Genomic DNA, 16945 nt, shown 5'->3' on the forward strand with positions numbered 1-16945 from the left:
TTATTGATGGTGGTCACGCGCATGCGTCCGAGACCTCCCTGCACGCGGAGGACAAGGGTTACCACAAGAACCTCAAGCCCCGGCAGATCCAGATGATCGCGATCGGCGGCGCGATCGGYACCGGCCTGTTCCTSGGYGCCGGCGGCCGCCTCAACGCCGCCGGCCCGTCCCTGGTCATCGCGTACGCGGTCTGCGGGTTCTTCGCGTTCCTGATCCTGCGCGCCCTGGGCGAACTGGTCCTGCACCGGCCCTCCTCSGGCTCGTTCGTCTCCTACGCCCGCGAATTCTTCGGYGAAAAAGCCGCGTTCGTCTCCGGCTGGTTCTACTGGATCAACTGGGCCACCACCACCATCGTGGACATCACCGCCGCCGCCCTCTACATGCACTTCTTCGGCAACTACATCCCCTGGATGGCCGACGTCCCGCAGTGGGCCTGGGCACTGACCGCCCTCATCGTSGTCCTSGCCCTGAACCTCGTCTCCGTGAAAGTCTTCGGCGAAATGGAATTCTGGTTCGCCCTGATCAARGTCGCAGCCCTCGTCGCGTTCCTCATCATCGGCACCTACTTCGTCATCTTCGGCACCCCCGTGGACGGCCAACAGGTCGGCCTCAGCCTCCTGWMCGACAACGGCGGGATCTTCCCCAACGGCCTGCTGCCCATGATCATCCTCATGCAGGGCGTCCTGTTCGCCTACGCCTCCATCGAACTSGTCGGCACCGCCGCCGGCGAAACCGAAAACCCCGAAAAAATCATGCCCAARGCCATCAACTCCGTGGTCTTCCGCATCGCCGTGTTCTACGTCGGCTCCGTCATCCTCCTGGCCCTGCTGCTGCCCTTCACCTCCTACCAAAAAGGCGTCAGCCCCTTCGTGACCTTCTTCGGCTCCATCGGCGTCCAGGGCGTRGACGTCATCATGAACCTCGTRGTCCTCACCGCCGCCCTGTCCTCCCTGAACGCCGGGCTCTACTCCACCGGCCGGATCCTGCGCTCCATGTCCGTCAACGGCTCCGCCCCCAAATTCGCCTCCCGCATGAACAAAGCAGGCGTCCCCTACGGCGGCATCGCCATCACCGCCGTCGTCTCCCTCCTCGGGGTCCCCCTGAACTACCTCGTCCCCGCCGAAGCCTTCGAAATCGTSCTGAACATCGCCTCCGTCGGCATCATCATGACCTGGGCCACCATCGTCCTGTGCCAGATCCAGCTCAAACGCTGGGCCGACAAAGGCTGGGTSRMMCGCCCCTCCTTCCGCATGTTCGGCGCCCCCTACACCGGCTACCTCTCCCTGCTCTTCCTCATCAGCGTCCTCATCATGGTCTTCATCGACTCACCCCTGACCATGCTCGTCACCGCCATCGCCTCCATCCTCATGGTCATCGGCTGGTACGCCTGCCGCCTACCTCTCCCTGCTCTTCCTCATCAGCGTCCTCATCATGGTCTTCATCGACTCACCCCTGACCATGCTCGTCACCGCCATCGCCTCCATCCTCATGGTCATCGGCTGGTACGCCTGCCGGACCCGCATCCGCCAAATCGCCGAAACCCGCGACGGCTACACCGGAATGTCCCCGGTCATCGCCAACGCTCCGGCTGACACCTTCAAGAAGTAACTGCCCCCACCCGCAGTAACTGCTGAAACGCCCGACGGCGGCACCCAGGTTCCGAAAATCAGGAACCCAAGTGCCGCCGTCGGACTTTTAACGCAATTGGTGACTTACTTTGACGGCTTGACCACCATGGCCGAGCCGCCCCCGCGCCTGACCGGCTCGGCTGCCGCGAGGGTGCGGCCGTCATCGAGGAATTCGATGGCGGTGGCCGCCCCGATCTCGGAGGCGGACGAGAACGAGTCGCCGGACGGGTTGAACTTGTGGCCGAAGCGCGAGGTCAGTGTTGCCCCGTACGTGTCAATGAAGGCCGGCTCGGCAGTCACCTTCTCCGTGTTCCGCTGTGCTGCACGCGGAGCCGCAATGGCATCCGGGATGCTCATGCCCAGGTCGATCCGGTTCACCAGGGTCTGCAGGACAGTGGTGATAATGGTGGATCCGCCCGGGGAGCCCAGGGCCAGGAACGGCTTGTCGTCCTCCAGCACGATGGTGGGCGACATGGACGAACGCGGCCGCTTGCCCGGCTCAATCCGGTTGGGGTCCGCAGCGTCATAGACAGTGGAGAAGTCAGTGAGCTCGTTGTTGAGCAGGAAGCCGCGGCCTGGAACCACCATGCCGGAGCCGCCGGTCTGCTCGATGGTCAGCGTGTACTCCACCACATTGCCCCACTTGTCCGAGACCGTCATGTTGGTGGTGGAGATGTTTTCCGTGTCCTTCTCATCGCCGGCCGCGGCCGGTTTCACGGGGCAGGTGCCGTCGTAGTTGGTGACATCGCCCGCTGTCTCGAGCGGCTTCACAGCTGCGTGCATTGGATCGAGCTCGCAGGCCCGCTCCTTACCGAAGATGGGATCGGTCAGGGCTTTGGTAGGCACCTTCACGAATGCCGGGTCTCCCACGTACTTGGCGCGGTCCGCGAAGGCCAGGGCGCTGGCTTCCAGGTAGTGGTGCAGAACGGCCGGCTGGTCCTTCTTCAGCCCGGGCAGGTCAAAGACGTCCAGGATGTTAAGGGACTCACCCACTGTAGTGCCGCCGCTGCTGGACGGTGCCATGCCGTAAACGTCATAGCCCCGGTAGTTCACGTGGGTGGGGTCCTGGTCCAGGGCCTTGTAGTTCTCCAGGTCCTCCTCCGTCATGGAGCCCACAGGGACGGGAAGCTTGGTGTCCGGAGACTTGGGCGGGTTCTGCACGGTGTGGGCGATTTCCTTGGCCAGCGGCCCGTCGTAGAACGCGTCCATGCCCTTGTCTGCCAACAGCCGGTAGGTATCGGCCAGGTCATGGTTCTTGAACACCGAGCCCACCTCGGGGAGCTGTCCATCCTGGAGGTAAAGGTCCTTGGTGGAGGTGAACGCCTCAAACCGCAGCTGGTTGTCTTTGGTCTGGCTGCGGAACGTCTCGTCCACCACGAACCCGCGGTCAGCAACCTTGATGGCCGGCTTCAACGCATCACGCAGGCTGATGCTGCCCCAACGCTCCAGCGCGCGCTCCCAGGTCGCCGGTGTCCCGGGAACCCCCACTGAGACGCCACTAGTCACCAGATCGGGGGTGAATTTGTAGGGCTGCTTCGTCTTCGGATCAATAAAAGCATCCGGTTTGATCTTCGCCGGCGCGGTTTCCCGCCCGTCGATGGTTTTGACCTTGCGGGACTTGGCGTCGTAGTAGACGAAGTAGCCGCCGCCGCCGATCCCGGCGCTGTACGGCTCAGTAACTCCAAGAGTGGCCGCCGCGGCGACAGCTGCGTCCACCGCGTTTCCGCCCTTACGCAGAACCTCAATCGCAGCCGCTGATGCTTCAGGGTCCACCGTGCTGACCGCACCGCCATAGCCGGTGGCCGTGGGATTCTTATCGGTCTGCCGCGGATCGGCGGCGGCGGGGCTGATAGCCCCCGTGGTAACGCTCATGGCCAGCGCTGCCGTAACAGCTGCGAGCCGGCGTCCAAGATGTGGCATGGTGGCTCCTAAATGGGGGTTTGAGTGATGTGTGCCACGCTACTCTTCGGGTAGGACACACTCAACGGCTCCGGAAAGGGAGAGGGCACCATGGCAGGATCCAAGCTCGCAGTGGCTGGCGCCGGGAGCGTCGGGACGTCGCTGGCATACGCGGCGCTGATCCGCGGCTCGGCCAGCAACATCGCGCTGTACGACGTCAACACCCCCAAGGCGGAGGCCGAAGCCCTGGACCTCGCCCACGGCAGCCAGTTCGCCGCGGCATCGGCGACCGTCACCGGAGGCGGGGATATCGCCGTGACGGAAGGTGCCGACGTCGTGGTCATCACGGCAGGTGCCAAGCAAAACCCGGGCCAGAGCCGGCTGGACCTTGCCGGCACCAATGTGCGGATCCTGGAACAGCTGATGCCGCCGCTGCTTGAACGTGCGCCGGACGCCGTCTATGTCCTGGTGACCAACCCCTGCGACGTCCTGACGGTGGCTGCCCAGCGCATCTCCGGGCTGCCACCGGAACGGATCTTCTCCTCCGGCACGGTGCTGGACACCTCCCGGCTGCGCTGGCTCCTGGCCCGGGAGGCCGGGGTTTCCGTCACCAGCGTCCATGCCAGCATGGTGGGAGAGCACGGGGACACGGAGTTCCCGCTGTGGTCCGGCGCCACGATCGGCCCCGTCCCCATCCGGGAGTGGACGGCGGGCGGGCAGCAGGTCTTTACCCCCGAATATCTCGCCAACACTGCGCGGGAAGTGGTCCAGGCGGCCTACAAGGTCATCGCGGGCAAGGGGGCCACGAACTACGCCATCGGCCTCTCCGGCGCCCGCATTGTGGAGGCACTGCTCCGCGACGACAACGCCGTCCTTCCGGTTTCCACCGTGTTGTCAGGGCTGTACGGGATTTCCGGGGTGGCCCTGTCCCTCCCCAGCGTGGTGGGGCGGGGCGGAGTACACCGCGTCCTGGAAACGCCCATGGACGACGCCGAGCGGGCAGCCCTGCAGCATAGCGCTGACACCCTGCGGAACACGATGGACAGGCTGGGGGTCTGAAACGTTTGCAGATGCCCGCGGCCCACGTCATGCAACGCCACTGCAACCCCGGCCGGCAGCTGCTTCACATATGCTCACTTGGGACGGCCACGCTGGCTCAACCACGACTGGCTCAATGACGAACCAACAGGAGTAACGCATGACCAACTGGCGGATCAGGGATTTCCACTCGGCGGACCTGGACGGGATCCTGCACCTGTGGGAGACGCTGAAGGCACACAATGTGGAACCCGTTTACGCCCTGTCCGAGGTCCTCGCGTCCTGCGAAAAGGACCACGCCGTGGTGGCCGTGCAGGGCGAGCAGGTGGTGGGCGCCGCCGTCGGCCGGGCCGCGCACGACCAGGGGTGGATCGTCTTCCTGGCCACCCTCCCCGAGTACCGGGGCAGGGGCATCGGCACCTCACTGCTGGCCGCCGTCGAGAACCGGATGGCCCCGCACGGCCTGAACAAGCTCTCAGCCCTGATGCCTGAGTCCGAAACCCGCGTTGAGGCCTTCCTGGGCCGCGGCTTCGCGCTGAAGAAAAACCTGCGCTACTTCGAGCGGACCATCCCCGTCCAGCGCCAGGAACTCGGAGCGCTGGGCCAGCTGGGCGGCCGCGTCCTGGCCCGCGACCTCTGGGAGAACGTGGCCGGCATGCGCAGGGAAAAGGAACTGCTGGAACGGCGCCTGGTGCTGCCGCTCGCCGAGGCGGACCTGGCCGATGAATTCGGCGTGGTGCCGCCGCGCGCCGTCGTCCTTTTCGGCCCTCCCGGTACCGGCAAGACCACCTTCGCCAAGGCCATCGCCTCCCGGCTGGAGTGGCCTTTCGTGGAGGTGTTCCCCTCCCGCCTGGCCGGCGACCCGCAGGGCCTGGCCGGCGCGCTCCGCGAAACGTTCCTGGAAATCGCCGAACTGGAGCACGCCGTGGTGTTCATCGACGAGGTGGAGGAGATCGCCTCCCAGCGCTCCGGCGAACCGCCATCGCCGCTCCAGGGCGTCACCAACGAGCTGCTGAAGATCATCCCCGCGTTCCGTGAACAGCCCGGCCGGCTCCTGGTCTGCGCCACCAACTTCATCCGGGCCCTGGACTCGGCCTTCCTGCGCCACGGGCGGTTCGATTACGTCATCCCCATCGGGCTGCCGGACCGGCAGGCGCGCGAGGCGATGTGGCAGCGCTTCATCCCCGCGGCCGTGGTGGACGCCGTGGACGTGGAGCTCCTGGTGGAACGCACCGAAGGCTTTTCCCCAGCGGACATCGAGTACGCGGCGCGGAGCGCCTCCCAGCGGGCGTTGGAAAAAGCGGTGTACGACGACGGTGGGCTGGCCTCCGGGGGCGACGTTTCCGTCCGTACGGCGGTCAGGAAGGGGCCTTCCACACAGGACTACCTGGACGCCATCGGTGATACCCGCACCACCGTGAGCGCTGAGGTTCAGGCCGACTTCCTGGAAGACATCGAGGCGCTGGGAAGGGTTTAGCCGGCGGTTTTCCATCGGACCGTTGCAGGGACTTTTGCCCCTTTGCCCGGCCCCTGCGGGACGCCAGAGTGGTGGTCATGGCAAGAATCCTGATCCCATACGGAACCGCGGAGGGCCAGACGGCTCGCATCGCCGACTACATCTCCGACGTGCTGCAGGCCCACGGCCACCAGGCCGACACGTTGGACCTCAAGCACGCGGAGCACGACCTGCCGGACGGCTACGATGCCGTCATTGTGGGCGCCTCCGTCCATGCCGGGAAGCACGAAGGGTTCGTGGCGGATTTTGTCCGCCGGAACCGGTCCAGGCTGGAGAGCCTGCCGGCCGCCCTGTTCTCGGTCAGCCTGGCCGCCCACGGGGATCCGGAGGATGCGGAAAAGTACGTCGCGGAGTTCGAGGAGAGCACCGGCTGGCAGCCTGACAAAGTGGCGATGTTCGGCGGCGCCCTCCTGTACACCCAGTACGGATTCCTGAAGCGCATGATGATGAAGAAGATCGTCAGCGGCCACGGCAGCCAGGACACCGATACCGGGCGCGACTACATCTACACGGAATGGGACGGGGTGCGGCGGTTCGCGGAGGAGTTCCTGGTCTACGTGGACAGGAACCCGGGGCCGGCGTCGTAGCGGAGGTTCTCGTAGTCGGTGTCGTCGGCCTCGTCCAGCTGCTCGTCGAATTCCTCCAGCAGCCAGGGGTTGACCCGCGCCAGGATCTTCCGGACCTCGTCCACCTCCACGGCAGCGTAGAGCACGGGCCGGGCATCCCGGTACTTGGTCACCGGGGGCTTGTCCGGCCACTTCTCCGCCAGCGCCTGGACACGCTCGGGCAGCGAGTTGTGCGCATTGTCCGCGATCTTGACCAGGGCGGCGTCATGGTCCTCGGCGATCTCACGGATGCCGGACTGGTAGTCGTCCGGGTTGTTGTGCAGGCGGTTGGTGACCCGCTCGATGATGTCCACGGAGCGCTCCGGGACACCCATGTCCAGCAACGCCTGCCGGGTCATTGGCGTGTCCTCGGCGATGTCGTGAAGGTAGCCGGCGATCCGGATCTCGTCGTCGAAGTCCGCCAGGGCGTCCCCGACCGCGAGGACGTGCTCCCGGTAGGGCCGCTTCAGCTTGTCCTTCTGCCGGTTGTGGGCCACCTCGGCCAGGACCTTGGCGGTCTCCACCGTGAATGTGGGCGTGCGGACCTGGTCCGGCATGTGATCGTCTGGCATCCCACAAGTTTAGCCAGCGGACAGGCGGTCCATTCCGGTCCACACCCAGGGTTTGCGCGGCAGCCGTGCGGGGTCAAGTGCCGGCAGGGCCCGGTCCAGCGTTCCGGCGGGCAGTCCCAGGGACTCCAGCAGCAGGTCCCTCACTTCGTGGGCAGCCACCCCGGCCTGGGCGAGGTCCGCCAAAGTGACTGCGCCGTCACGCTTTGCCAGCCTTACGCCGTCGCGGTTTACCACCAATGGAACGTGCACATATTCCGGAACAGGAATATCGAGGAGCGAGGCGAGGTAGGCCTGGCGGGGCGTGGAGGGGAGCAGGTCGTCGCCGCGGACCACCTGGTCTATGCCCTGCGCGGCATCATCCACCACCACGGCCAGGTTGTAGGCGGTGACGCCATCGTTCCTGCGCAGCACGAAGTCATCCACCGCCCCCGTGTATGCACCATGGAGGACATCCTGCACCGTGTACTCCCGCACGTCCGCCCGCAGGCGTATGGCGGCCGGACGGGTGGACCGCTTGTACTCCAGTTCCGCGGGCTCCAGGTCGCGGCAGGTGCCTGGGTAGGCTCCCAGCGGCGCATGGGGGGCGGACGGCGCCTCCTGGATCTCCCGGCGTGTACAGAAACACTCGTACGTCAGGCCGGCCTGTTGGAGCCGGTCGATCGCCTCCGCATAGAGGGCCGCGCGGTCCGTTTGGCGGACCACGTCGCCGTCCCAGGTGACGCCTACTGCCGCGAGGTCGCGCAGCTGCCCCGCTTCGGCTCCGGCGCGGGCGCGGTCCAGGTCCTCCACGCGGAGCAGGAAGCGGCGTCCGGTTGAGCGGGCGAAAAGCCAGGCAAGGATTGCAGTCCGAAGGTTTCCTACATGCAGCTCACCGGAGGGGCTGGGGGCAAAACGGCCGGCGGAGGTCATGGATCAACCCTAGACGGAAGCACACAAGAGCCCCTCAGCTACCGATGACTCCGCCGGGGCGGGCGTCGGTAGCTCAGGGGCTCTTGCCGTGTTTACAGAATGAGCGTGGTGTGAACAAGCGTCAATCAGCGGCGGCCTCCTTGCGGGAAGCGATGTCCAGGTGCCGGGTGGTGTGCCGGGAAACTGTAGCCTGTGCGGACCGGCGGTAGCCTTGGTCCTTGTTGCCACTATTCCAGCAGAGAACATACAGTTGGGACAACCGGCCGAGCTTCGATTGGTCAGTCTGACTAATCACCGGCGTTCTGAGCGACAGGAAATGATCAGATTGCAGGAACTTGACGCCACGGACCGGCGGATCCTCAATGCCCTGGACCAGGACCCCCGCGTCCCCATTATGGTGCTCGCGCAGCGGTTGGGCCTGGCCCGCGGGACCGTCCAAAGCCGGCTGGAGCGGATGACGGCGTCGGGAGCCCTCCGGCCCAACAGCAGCCGGGTGATTCCGGCATCCCTTGGACGCGGGGTGGCTGCTGCGGTCAGCGCCGAGCTGGACCAGAGCCACCTGAACGAGGCCATCGCTGCCCTGCGTAAGATCCCCGAGGTCCTGGAATGCCATGCGCCGGCCGGCGATACCGATCTCCTCATCCGGGTAGTGGCCAAAAGCCCGGACGACCTCTACCGGGTGTCGGAGGAAATCCGGCTTTGCCCCGGCATTGTCCGCACGTCCACCAGCATGTTCCTCCGCGAGGTCATTCCGTACCGGACCACAGGGCTCCTGCAGGACCAGGCGGAGTAGCGGCGGCACCAGGGGCAGCTCTCCCCATCGCCGCAGGAAAGATGCCCGGCTAGGCTGGCACGCGGGAGATCCAAAAGCGGGGGACCAACAGGGGGACAACATGGCGGGGAACTTTTACGGCGGCGATGTGGCGCAGCTGCGGCAACTGGCCAAGGACCTTACCGCCGGCGCCAACCGCCTCAACGCTTTGGGGCAGCAGCTCAGCAGCAGCGTAGGTTCCGGTCTCTGGAAAGGGCGCGACGGCGACAGGTTCCGCAGCGAATGGACGTCGTCGCACGCAAAGCTGCTGAGGTCCGCAACGGCAGGGCTGGAGTCGGCCGCGAAGGCAGTCCTGGCCAACGCGGACGAACAGGAGAAGGCAAGCACCACCGGGTCAGGCGGCGGCGGTGGTGGTGGTTCCGGAGCAGGCGGGCCTGGCGGCAGCGGTACCGCCCAGGAAGTGACAGACACACTGAACGGCATGACCCCCGCCGAGCGGCGCGCCTACCTGCAGAGCGACGAATTCCGCCGGTGGGCCGAGGGGAACCCCGACGCTGCCAAATCTGCCGTGGATGCCGCCGCGGACTCAGGCCTGATCAGCAAGAACTCCAAGGGTTACCAGGACTTCCTCAATGACTACTGGAACCGGCAGGCGATGCTGGAGATGGGCATCGATCCTGCCGACTGGGACACGTCAAAGGGTACGGAATACAACTGGGAGACCATCGCCAAGGTCTACGACTTCTACGGCCAGGCCTACCTTGCCAATCCAGACCTGCAGTGGGCAGGGATGGCCAACATGATCGGCCCATCCTTCGCCGGCGGTTTCCGGGACATGGCCATGCTGCGGGACCTGGCCCAGCAGATCACCGACAACCCGGCCTCCGACATTCCCCTTCCCGTCCTGGACCAGCTGGAAGAGCTAGCAGGGATGACGGATGGTGAAATCCGGTTCTACGAGACCAGCATGCTGGACATGAACAAGGAAATTTTCCTGGACCAGGCCCGCCAGCACCAGGCGTACCTGAACGGCGGCCTCGACGAGATCAACCGCCTTCGCGACTCCGGCGCCATCGACCACGCCACGGCCAACGCCTGGGCGCAGATCGATTCGGGAGACCCCGGCCAGGTCCGGGAAGGCAACACAGCACTCCTGTACCGCGAGCAAAACGAAATCATCGCCGACGACTACGACACCATGCGCAGCCACCCCGGCGGCGAAGCGGTGACCTACATGGTGACGCTCGCCGGCGAACCCTCCATCCCCGGCGCCAGGAGCTACCCCGAGGTGTTCCCGTACAGCTTCAGCGTGGAAAGCCCCGGCCCGGAGAACATCCCCTTCACCAGCTGGGACAACCCGGCACAGTTCCGCACGGACTTCACCACCGGCTTCCCGGACGGCAACATCGCCGACGCCGACCAGCGCTGGAACCTCATCAGGCAGGACACGCTCCCCGCTTACCAGCACCTCCTGGCCACGGACCCGGACCGGGCCGCGCAGATCATCGGCTCCGACTTCGACGGCCGCGTGGACCAGTACCGCCCCACCAATAACATTCCGGGCATCATGGACCGGTTCCTTGACGGGTTTGACGCGGAGGTCCACCAGTGAGTGCGCCACGCCGGGCCGCCGCACCCCGCGGAAGTGCCGCCGTCGTCATTGCCCTCCTCTCAACCCTTGTCCTGACCGGCTGCCAAGCCGCCACTCCGGCCCCCGCCGATCCGACCGCCGCCACATCACCTTCTGCAGGGAGCACCATGAAGACCTCCTCCTTCTCCACCCTTGACGCCGCCGGCGTGGAAAACATCCGCACCACCAGGACTGCCCGGCTGGATATGAGCTCGGGGCGCCTGGAGAAGGACGCCGTCCGCGTCACCGAGGACAGTTACGGGCCCGAGATCAATACCCGGGACTCGGGCAGGATCAGCCTCAGTATCCTGGCACCCAACGGCGAAATCACCGCCGAAACAGACCGGATCCGTTTCAACACCACTGACACCCGCACGGACTTCAGCGAGGTCACCTACTTCCTCACCGCAGGCTCGGCGGAAGAGTTCTTTGAGCTGATCAGGGACGGCGTGCAGCGGTACGGGATATCCGCGGAATCGGCTGAAGAGTGGATCAGCAGCACGCAGGCGGACCCAGCCTCCAGGAGCGATTTCTCCATCACGCCCGGAACAGACACGGGACTGACGGTGAACTATGACCTTCGCTATGACGGCAGCAAGGACACGCAGGTGATCATCGTCCACATCCTGCCCGCAGCCTGACCCGCCGGACCCTGCTCCTAGACCGGCGGACCCGCGTTGGACTTCAGGTTCTTCATCACCAGCGTGGATGTCAGCCGCTCCACGCCGGGCAGGGACGTCAGTTCGGTGTCATAGAAGCGCTGGTAGGCGGGCAGGTCCGCGGCGATCACCTTCAGCAGGTAGTCCGGTGAACCAAACAGCCGCTGCGCCTCCACGATGTTCGGGTTGTCCGCCACCCGGTTCTCGAAAATCTCCATGGTGGGCCGGTCCACCTGGCGAAGCGTAACGAACACGATTGCCTCGAACCCCAGGCCCACTGCGGCAGGGTCGACGTCAGCCTTGTACCCGCGGATCACCCCGGACTGCTCCAGGTCCCGCAGCCGCCGGTGGCACGGCGCCACCGTCAGGCCCACCTTCGCAGCCAGCGCGGTGGCAGTCATGCGGCCATCCTCCTGAAGGTGCCGCAAAATATTCCTGTCAATTTGATCAAGCATGCAATAAACATACTGCCCACGCCGCGGGGCGGGCGAAAACCGGACAGCACTTTTGGCGGAATTCTCCCTATGGTTGCTCCTGAGAGCCCGTCGACAGGAGAAACCCGCATGAATCCGCAGCTGTTCCTGGCCTTCCTGGTGGTGGCCGCAGCCCTGGCCTGCACGCCGGGAGTGGACTGGGCCTACACCATCGCGGCGGGCCTGCGGCAGCGCAGCTTCGTCCCGGCCGTTGCCGGGCTCTGCGGCGGTTATGTCCTGCATACCGTCCTGCTGGTGGCCGGGTTGGCCGCCGTGCTGATAGGCATGCCGGGCGTCCTGGGCTGGATTACCCTGGCCGGCGCAGGTTACCTGCTGTGGCTCGGGGTGGGAACCCTCCGTTCCTGGCGCAACGCCAGCTTCAGCGCGGACGGCGGCGCCGCCGGAACCCAGCTGCGCACCTTCCTGCAGGGGATGGGCACCAGCGGGATCAACCCCAAAGGCCTGCTCTTCTACATTGCCCTCATCCCGCAGTTCGTCAGCTCCGAGGCCGCCCTGCCCGTGCCGGTGCAGTCCGGGCTGCTGGGCCTGACATTCGTGGCGCTGGCGGGCCTGGTCTACACGGCGGTGGCCCTGCTCTCGCGCACGCTGCTGCAGAGCAGGCCGGGGGCCGCGCGGGCAGTAACCCTTGCCAGCGGCATCATCATGGTGGCACTGGGGGCCGTGCTGCTGGGCGAGCAACTGCTGCCGTTCGCAGCCAGCCACATCCAGTAGCCGGCCGGGTTCCTAGTCCCCGCCCAGTTCCTTCCAGTCCTGCTCCCAGATCCGCCGCATTTCTTCGTCCTTGCGGATGGGCACCGGCGCCTCGAGCTCGCGCTGCGGTTCCGGGTCCCCGCGCCGTTTTCCCCAGTCGCGGGGGTTCAGCGTCCGCCGGCCCGATTCCAGCACGAGCAACGCCCGGTCCGTCAGGGCGTCATTGCGGAGCACCAGGTGTGTCTTCCGGCGCCGCAGGACTTCGGCGATCGCCTGGTGCGCAGCATCGAGGCGGCCCTCCCGCCGCAGGGCACGGGCGCGGACCAGCAGCAGGGCGGCGGAGAGGTCGTCCGCGTTCAGCAGCCCCTCCGTCCAGTCGATGACGGTGCGGCTTCGTCCCAAGGTGAGGGCCAGGGAGCAGCGGGCCAGGGCCATGGGGAGCGACGGCGGCAGCCCGGTCAGTGCGTCGAGCGCGGCTTCGGCGCGGCCGGTCTCACGCAGGGAATGGGACAGGGCAAGGAACACGGATTCTTCGCTGAACAGCACCGGGATCTCCACCCGTTCGGCCAGTTCAATCCGGGTGACGATCCGGGTGAGGTAGGTCGACGAGTAGCGGTTGGCTTCATCGTCATTCCTGGTGGTGAGCCCACGTTGCAGGAGCTCGGAAGCACGCAGGTAGCCGCCGTGCTTGTACGCCAGGAGCCCGCCCATGAGGTAGCAGAGGCCGGCCCATCCGGGATAGGCCCGTGCCAAGGTAATCAGGCGCTCCGGTTCGCGGCTGGTGAAGACGGCTTCGTGGACCACCTTGGCGGGCTTGGGCAGCAGCCGCTTGAGCCGCGGCACCTCGCCGTCAATGGACAGCAGGGCAGGGTTGCGGCCGCCCAGGACGCCGGTCAGCAGGCCCCCCACTCCCCCGGCCAGGTCGTGGACAGGGGTGCGCAGCTGTGCCTGCCCAAAAGGGGTGAGGTCGCGGCTGTCCCAGTAGATTGGTGCGGTGTCCCCGGCGCTCATCTTTCAATGCTAACTGCGAGTCCAGGGCCCCGGACCTCTGCGTACACCAACCCGCAATCGCGCCAGGGCCTTGTCCCCGACCCCTTTTTCGGGAAGGGTAGCAAGCACCCTTAGTAAGCAAATTACAGCAAGGAGAAACCCATGCAGATCGACAAGAATCAGATCCTCGAACTCCTTCGGTCGCAGGGAGACCAGGCCAAAGCCTCGCAGGCGGAATCGGAACTGCCTGACCAGGTGGACACGGAACAGCACGCAGGCCTGCTGTCCAAACTCGGCATCGATCCCGCCGAACTGCTGTCCAGGCTTCCCGGTGGACTCGGGGATAAACTCCCGGGCGGACTGGGCGATAAACTCGGCGGGCTGGGGCTCTGAGGCCTCAGCTCCCCGCCATGAACCATTCGGTAAAGGAGCTGGCGCGGCCGGATCCGTCGAACGTAATGACCCACAGGTTGTCATAGGTGGGGCGGCCACCCGAGTAGGTGGTGGCGCCCTGGACAAAGGCGGTGCGCCCATCGCAGCCCAGCAGTTCCCAGGTGAACGTCCAGTCCGCGGGCTCGTCACGTGCCGCAAGCCAGCCCTGGACGATCCCGTCCTGGCCCCGCCAGGGTTCGGGATCATGGGGACGCGTCTCGTAGAGCGCATCCGGGGTGAAGAGGGCGCGGATGTCCTCCGGGGCGTTGCTGGTCCAGGCAGCCTGGTATTTTTCCATCCAGGAGCTGATGAAGTCTCTGGCTGAGGCCGGTTGGGTCATGATCCGGTTGTACCCGCGGAACATGCCGCGCGCAACAACGGGTTCAGCCGTTGGCGGCGGCGATCCACACGCCGATCACCCAGGTGCTGGCGGCAAGGCAGGCCAGCCCGAATTCCGCAAGCATTCCCAGCCCGGTGGCCTTCAGGGCAGCCCAGCTTGACCTGGCCGCCGTCGAAAAATCCCGCGTCCGGGTGAACTCGCTGACCAGCAGACCGGCCGCGAAGCCGACGAAGAGGCCCACCACCGGGATGATGAACATCCCCACCACGCCCGCCACAAGGGCCACCACGATGCTGCGGCTGGGAATGGCGTGCTGCTTGAGCTTCCTGCCAGTGAGGACGGCGCCGGCTGTCATGCCCGCGGCGACAAAGACCATGGCCACCGCGAAGATGACCCACCCTGCCGTCCCGGCGCCGCCCCAGATGGCCCAGGCCAGCAGGCTTAGGCCGATGAGGACGCTGCCGGGCAGGACGGGAATGATGGTGCCGGCCACCCCTACCAGGATTGCCAGGCCGCACAGGATGGTCATTACTGTCTCGGAGCTCATGGACCCCAGTCTATGGGCCGGTCCTTAATGCCCGACGGCGGTGCCTCCTTTGGGGAAGGAGGCACCGCCGTCGTGGTTTCTGCCGGAAGGCGCTACTCCGCCTCGACTGCCGCGGCGACGGCGGCGGTGACCGCGGGTGCCACCCGCGGGTCCAGCGGGCTGGGGACGATGTAGTCGGCGGAGAGGTCTTCGGCGGCGAGCCCGGCGATGGCGCGCGCTGCCGCGAGCTTCATGGCCGGCGTGATCCGGCGGGCGCCGGCGTCGAGGGCACCGCGGAAGATGCCGGGGAACGCCAGGACGTTGTTGATCTGGTTGGGGAAGTCGCTGCGGCCGGTGGCCACCACGGCGGCGTACTTGACGGCCACCTCGGGCAGGACTTCGGGGTCCGGGTTGGACAGGGCGAACACGATGGCGTCCTGGTTCATCGAGGCCAGGTGTGCCTCATCGAGCTTGGAGGAGGAGACGCCGATAAAGACGTCAGCGCCTGCCAGGGCCTCGGCCGGCCCGCCGGTGACACCGCGGGGGTTGCTGCGGCCGGCAATGTCGGCCTTCTTGCTCGCCGGGTCCGCGGCAAGGTCCTTGCGGCTGCTGTTGATGACGCCGCGGGAATCGAGCAGGACGACGTCCGTGATCCCGGCTGCGAGCAGGATTTCGGCGACGGCGATCCCCGCCGCACCGGCGCCGGACACCACCACCTTCAGGCCCTCGAGGCCCCGGCCGGTCACCTTGGCGGCATTGGTCAGCGCGGCAAGGGCCACGACGGCGGTCCCGTGCTGGTCGTCGTGCATGACCGGGCAGTCAAGGGCCTCGATCAGCTTTTCCTCGAGCTCAAAGCAGCGCGGTGCCGAGATGTCCTCAAGGTTGACGGCGCCGAAGCTGGGGCGCAGGCGGACCAGGGTTTCCACGATTTCGTCCACGTCCGTGGTGTTGAGGACCAGCGGGATGGAATCAAGGTCGCCGAAGGTCTTGAAGAGGGCGGACTTGCCTTCCATCACGGGAAGCGAGGCGCTGGCACCGATGTTGCCCAGGCCCAGAACGGCAGTGCCGTCGCTGACCACCACTACCAGGCGTTCGGCCCAGGTCAGGGTGCGGGCCAGTTCGGGCTTCGCGTGGATGGCCCGGCTGACCTCGGCCACTCCGGGGGTGTACGCAATGGACAGGTCCCGCTTATTGGAGAGCGGAACAGTGCTGGTGACGGACAGCTTTCCGCCCTGGTGGGCACCGAAGATTTCGTCTTCGGTCAGGGCCGTGGCTGCGGAACTGTCGGTGGCTGTGAATGCGTCAATGGACACGTCGTTGTCTCCTGGTGCTCGCCGTGGGCGCACGGCACATGGGGCTGGAGCCCGGCCGGGCCCAAGCGGGGAAAATAGTGCGGCAGCAAACCCAGGGGTGGCGGGTCCGTAGGAACGCCGGGGATGTTTCGCCCTGCCGCTCCAGTGCCCCCATGGTAGGCAGCCCGGGCAGGGGGTATTCGCCCTCCTTGACACGGTTCACTCGCGACAAAACGTTTAATCAGCCGATCTAGTGATCCACATCACGGCATTATGGCGTATTTAATATCGTTTTGGTCTAGACCAGTTACGCAGACTTGGCCACTGTGAAGCCCGCCTCTGCCGCAGGGGACAGCCTTCCGCACGCCTTTTTCAGGTCCTCCTCGGCTTCGAAGAGGGACAACCGCCGGTTGCGCACTGACTGGACCAGACCAGTGACTGTCAGGAGGAGGACCCTCGCCCCCACGGCGTCACCGCAGGCGCCGGCGACGAGCTTCTCACTGAGTGCGTCAATCTCACGCAGGAGTTCCGTGGTGTCCTTTTCCGGGTGGTACACGCCCCTGCTGAGGCATTGCTCCACAGCGGGTTGCATGACGCGCATGTGGAAGATCTCCATCAGCAGCCCGGACAGTGCACGGCCGCGGAAGCGTGGGGATGAGCCCCTGGTTCCGGCCTGCAGCTCGTCCAACTGCTGGCGGTACAGCGCAAGCATCAGGTGGGTGGGGGACGGAAAGTAACGGTAGAGGGTGCCCAGCGGGACGTCTGCTTTTTCTGCCACCTGGGAGAGTTCCACGGCATCCAGTCCCGTACGGGCGAACCCGGCGGCGGTGTCCAGGATTCGGGTGTAGCGGAGGCGCTGGCGCGGAGCGGAAGGCCGGGCGGCCATGGGCGGATGGTCTGAAAAAGTCTCGGGCATCAGCATTCCGGGGTTGTGTTTTAGGGACTGCGGCCAG

18 protein-coding genes are annotated in these 16945 nt (G+C 66.1%); 9 read left to right on the forward strand and 9 right to left on the reverse strand.

What is annotated here, in order from left to right; genetic code table 11:
- Window positions 1-2 precede the first annotated feature (2 nt).
- Entirely contained in the window at window positions 3-1592 is a 1590-nt protein-coding gene (locus ASG86_RS14260; protein ID WP_235565188.1) for an amino acid permease, read from the forward strand.
- Window positions 1593-1712: 120 nt separating this feature from the next.
- On the opposite strand, the gene ggt is transcribed toward ASG86_RS14260, so the two are convergent.
- Window positions 1713-3548, reverse strand: a complete 1836-nt coding sequence (ggt, locus tag ASG86_RS14265) for a gamma-glutamyltransferase (protein WP_056335580.1) — start codon at window positions 3546-3548, stop codon at window positions 1713-1715.
- 90 nt (window positions 3549-3638) lie between these two features.
- Between ggt and ASG86_RS14270 the strand changes: the two genes are divergently transcribed.
- The 3 genes from ASG86_RS14270 to ASG86_RS14280 all read left to right on the forward strand — a co-directional run bounded on the left by ASG86_RS14270 (window position 3639) and on the right by ASG86_RS14280 (window position 6668).
- Window positions 3639-4586 carry an L-lactate dehydrogenase gene (locus ASG86_RS14270; protein ID WP_056335583.1) on the forward strand — a complete coding sequence of 316 codons (948 nt, stop codon included), beginning with the start codon at window positions 3639-3641 and terminating at the stop codon, window positions 4584-4586.
- Between the two features lie 139 nt (window positions 4587-4725).
- Window positions 4726-6042 (forward strand): ATP-binding protein, encoded by a 1317-nt coding sequence (locus tag ASG86_RS14275; protein WP_056335586.1) that lies wholly within the window; start codon window positions 4726-4728, stop codon window positions 6040-6042.
- A 77-nt stretch (window positions 6043-6119) separates the two neighbouring features.
- Complete coding sequence (locus ASG86_RS14280) at window positions 6120-6668, forward strand: flavodoxin domain-containing protein (protein WP_056336097.1); 549 nt, start codon at window positions 6120-6122, stop codon at window positions 6666-6668.
- Here the strand turns inward: ASG86_RS14280 and ASG86_RS14285 are convergent.
- Window positions 6635-7258 (reverse strand): HD domain-containing protein, encoded by a 624-nt coding sequence (locus ASG86_RS14285; RefSeq protein ID WP_056335588.1) that lies wholly within the window; start codon window positions 7256-7258, stop codon window positions 6635-6637. The genes ASG86_RS14280 and ASG86_RS14285 overlap by 34 nt on opposite strands.
- A gap of 9 nt (window positions 7259-7267) precedes the next feature.
- Window positions 7268-8167 carry a tRNA glutamyl-Q(34) synthetase GluQRS gene (gene gluQRS / locus ASG86_RS14290; protein ID WP_056335590.1) on the reverse strand — a complete coding sequence of 300 codons (900 nt, stop codon included), beginning with the start codon at window positions 8165-8167 and terminating at the stop codon, window positions 7268-7270.
- A gap of 316 nt (window positions 8168-8483) precedes the next feature.
- Between gluQRS and ASG86_RS14295 the strand changes: the two genes are divergently transcribed.
- From ASG86_RS14295 to ASG86_RS14305, 3 genes are all read left to right on the forward strand, one after another.
- The gene (locus ASG86_RS14295) at window positions 8484-8960 is read left to right on the forward strand and encodes an Lrp/AsnC family transcriptional regulator (protein WP_056335594.1); all 477 of its coding nucleotides are present in this window, start codon (window positions 8484-8486) and stop codon (window positions 8958-8960) included.
- 100 nt (window positions 8961-9060) lie between these two features.
- Window positions 9061-10551, forward strand: a complete 1491-nt coding sequence (locus ASG86_RS14300; protein ID WP_056335597.1) for a WXG100 family type VII secretion target — start codon at window positions 9061-9063, stop codon at window positions 10549-10551.
- Complete coding sequence (locus ASG86_RS14305; protein WP_056335599.1) at window positions 10548-11210, forward strand: hypothetical protein; 663 nt, start codon at window positions 10548-10550, stop codon at window positions 11208-11210. Before ASG86_RS14300 ends, ASG86_RS14305 begins: the two co-directional genes overlap by 4 nt.
- Window positions 11211-11227: 17 nt before the next feature.
- Here ASG86_RS14305 and ASG86_RS14310 read toward each other — a convergent pair whose 3' ends face one another.
- Window positions 11228-11683, reverse strand: a complete 456-nt coding sequence (locus ASG86_RS14310; protein WP_056335603.1) for an Lrp/AsnC family transcriptional regulator — start codon at window positions 11681-11683, stop codon at window positions 11228-11230.
- 108 nt (window positions 11684-11791) lie between these two features.
- On the opposite strand from ASG86_RS14310, the gene ASG86_RS14315 reads away from it, so the two are divergent.
- Window positions 11792-12433: a LysE family translocator gene (locus tag ASG86_RS14315; RefSeq protein WP_056335606.1), complete on the forward strand. Its 642-nt coding sequence runs from the start codon at window positions 11792-11794 to the stop codon at window positions 12431-12433.
- Window positions 12434-12445: 12 nt separating this feature from the next.
- On the opposite strand, the gene ASG86_RS14320 is transcribed toward ASG86_RS14315, so the two are convergent.
- Window positions 12446-13423 (reverse strand): hypothetical protein, encoded by a 978-nt coding sequence (locus ASG86_RS14320; protein WP_056335609.1) that lies wholly within the window; start codon window positions 13421-13423, stop codon window positions 12446-12448.
- 141 nt (window positions 13424-13564) lie between these two features.
- Between ASG86_RS14320 and ASG86_RS14325 the strand changes: the two genes are divergently transcribed.
- A complete protein-coding gene (locus ASG86_RS14325) occupies window positions 13565-13795 on the forward strand; it encodes a hypothetical protein (RefSeq protein ID WP_056335612.1) in 231 nt (76 codons plus the stop codon).
- Window positions 13796-13799: 4 nt separating this feature from the next.
- Here ASG86_RS14325 and ASG86_RS14330 read toward each other — a convergent pair whose 3' ends face one another.
- From ASG86_RS14330 to ASG86_RS14345, 4 genes are all read right to left on the reverse strand, one after another.
- The gene (locus ASG86_RS14330) at window positions 13800-14174 is read right to left on the reverse strand and encodes a nuclear transport factor 2 family protein (RefSeq protein ID WP_056336100.1); all 375 of its coding nucleotides are present in this window, start codon (window positions 14172-14174) and stop codon (window positions 13800-13802) included.
- Between the two features lie 43 nt (window positions 14175-14217).
- The gene (locus ASG86_RS14335; protein ID WP_056335615.1) at window positions 14218-14721 is read right to left on the reverse strand and encodes a DUF456 domain-containing protein; all 504 of its coding nucleotides are present in this window, start codon (window positions 14719-14721) and stop codon (window positions 14218-14220) included.
- Window positions 14722-14813: 92 nt separating this feature from the next.
- Entirely contained in the window at window positions 14814-16013 is a 1200-nt protein-coding gene (locus ASG86_RS14340) for an NAD(P)-dependent malic enzyme (RefSeq protein ID WP_056335618.1), read from the reverse strand.
- 286 nt (window positions 16014-16299) lie between these two features.
- Window positions 16300-16908 (reverse strand): TetR/AcrR family transcriptional regulator, encoded by a 609-nt coding sequence (locus ASG86_RS14345; RefSeq protein ID WP_056335620.1) that lies wholly within the window; start codon window positions 16906-16908, stop codon window positions 16300-16302.
- Window positions 16909-16945: the final 37 nt, after the last annotated feature.

Source organism: Arthrobacter sp. Soil764 (genome assembly GCF_001428075.1).
Classification (GTDB): domain Bacteria; phylum Actinomycetota; class Actinomycetes; order Actinomycetales; family Micrococcaceae; genus Arthrobacter.

Excerpts from the sequence above, each read along its gene's own strand:
- ggt (WP_056335580.1), bottom strand. The coding sequence starts at position 3,548 with ATGCCACATCTTGGACGCCGGCTCGCAGCTGTTACGGCAGCGCTGGCC.
- ASG86_RS14270 (WP_056335583.1), top strand. The coding sequence starts at position 3,639 with ATGGCAGGATCCAAGCTCGCAGTGGCTGGCGCCGGGAGCGTCGGGACG.
- ASG86_RS14275 (WP_056335586.1), top strand. The coding sequence starts at position 4,726 with ATGACCAACTGGCGGATCAGGGATTTCCACTCGGCGGACCTGGACGGG.
- ASG86_RS14280 (WP_056336097.1), top strand. The coding sequence starts at position 6,120 with ATGGCAAGAATCCTGATCCCATACGGAACCGCGGAGGGCCAGACGGCT.
- ASG86_RS14285 (WP_056335588.1), bottom strand. The coding sequence starts at position 7,258 with ATGCCAGACGATCACATGCCGGACCAGGTCCGCACGCCCACATTCACG.
- gluQRS (WP_056335590.1), bottom strand. The coding sequence starts at position 8,167 with ATGACCTCCGCCGGCCGTTTTGCCCCCAGCCCCTCCGGTGAGCTGCAT.
- ASG86_RS14295 (WP_056335594.1), top strand. The coding sequence starts at position 8,484 with ATGATCAGATTGCAGGAACTTGACGCCACGGACCGGCGGATCCTCAAT.
- ASG86_RS14300 (WP_056335597.1), top strand. The coding sequence starts at position 9,061 with ATGGCGGGGAACTTTTACGGCGGCGATGTGGCGCAGCTGCGGCAACTG.
- ASG86_RS14310 (WP_056335603.1), bottom strand. The coding sequence starts at position 11,683 with ATGCTTGATCAAATTGACAGGAATATTTTGCGGCACCTTCAGGAGGAT.
- ASG86_RS14315 (WP_056335606.1), top strand. The coding sequence starts at position 11,792 with ATGAATCCGCAGCTGTTCCTGGCCTTCCTGGTGGTGGCCGCAGCCCTG.
- ASG86_RS14320 (WP_056335609.1), bottom strand. The coding sequence starts at position 13,423 with ATGAGCGCCGGGGACACCGCACCAATCTACTGGGACAGCCGCGACCTC.
- ASG86_RS14325 (WP_056335612.1), top strand. The coding sequence starts at position 13,565 with ATGCAGATCGACAAGAATCAGATCCTCGAACTCCTTCGGTCGCAGGGA.
- ASG86_RS14330 (WP_056336100.1), bottom strand. The coding sequence starts at position 14,174 with ATGACCCAACCGGCCTCAGCCAGAGACTTCATCAGCTCCTGGATGGAA.
- ASG86_RS14335 (WP_056335615.1), bottom strand. The coding sequence starts at position 14,721 with ATGAGCTCCGAGACAGTAATGACCATCCTGTGCGGCCTGGCAATCCTG.
- ASG86_RS14345 (WP_056335620.1), bottom strand. The coding sequence starts at position 16,908 with ATGCCCGAGACTTTTTCAGACCATCCGCCCATGGCCGCCCGGCCTTCC.